Origin of the sequence: Kluyvera sichuanensis, from assembly GCF_014218705.1 — a bacterium.
Classification (GTDB): Bacteria; Pseudomonadota; Gammaproteobacteria; order Enterobacterales; family Enterobacteriaceae; genus Kluyvera; species Kluyvera sichuanensis.
The window spans coordinates 1-638 of sequence record NZ_JABBJF010000079.1 but is presented as its reverse complement, the minus strand read 5'-3'; the positions used below and the strand labels follow the sequence as shown (position 1 = coordinate 638).

The window sequence follows — 638 nt, the reverse complement described above, 5'->3', positions numbered from 1 at the left end:
CGCCGCCCAGTTACGCCAAGGAGCCGAGCAATGAGCATCGAAGAACTGAAAGTGGGCCGCTGTTATCGAGCTAAGAAACCACGTCCAGCGGGTCAATTCACCTCATATGCTAACGACCGTCAAATCGTACGTATCGGTATTGATTATGTGCAGTATGACGGACCAAGCGTTCATGCTGGCCGTCATTACCCAACCATAAGCAAAGAAAAATTTCTTGAGTGGGCATCGCATGATGTGACTGACGAATTGCCGCCTGGTGAGTGGCAAGCGTGGCCTATTCCAAAAGGAGCAGCCCAATGAACGATATCACCGCACTGGCGCAGCGTATGGAAAAAGTAGATCCGCGCGATGCATTCGAAAAGCTGTTTCCTTTGCCAGCATTTTGCGTTCGCTGCGGCACCGGCTATGCATCAACATCGTTTAACGGTTGGGATGCGAATAAGCACCAGGCTAGATGGGAAGGATGGAAAGCTGCAATGGCTTTGATGGAGTCCCGCACCGTCACCGTGAAGCTGCCAGAGCTATGCGTGGGTGTTGTTCAAGGTGGGCATGCGGTAATGGTGCCATATGCCGCAGGACACTGGTTTAACAAGACGGCGATTTTGGAAATGCTCGCCGCCGCTGGCATCCAGGTTATC

The 638-nt window shown here is 52.5% G+C and carries 1 protein-coding gene and 1 pseudogene; both read left to right on the top strand.

Going from position 1 to position 638, the window contains the following annotated elements; translation table 11 throughout:
• Positions 1-30 precede the first annotated feature (30 nt).
• The gene (locus HII27_RS26815) at positions 31-300 is read left to right on the top strand and encodes a hypothetical protein (RefSeq protein WP_185670190.1); all 270 of its coding nucleotides are present in this window, start codon (positions 31-33) and stop codon (positions 298-300) included.
• Positions 297-638 (top strand): annotated as a pseudogene (locus HII27_RS26810) (hypothetical protein); the annotation flags it as partial. The gene HII27_RS26815 and the pseudogene HII27_RS26810, both read left to right, overlap by 4 nt.

Bases quoted from the DNA above. Each gene is read 5' to 3' on its own strand.
- HII27_RS26815 (WP_185670190.1), top strand. From the start codon at position 31: ATGAGCATCGAAGAACTGAAAGTGGGCCGCTGTTATCGAGCTAAGAAA.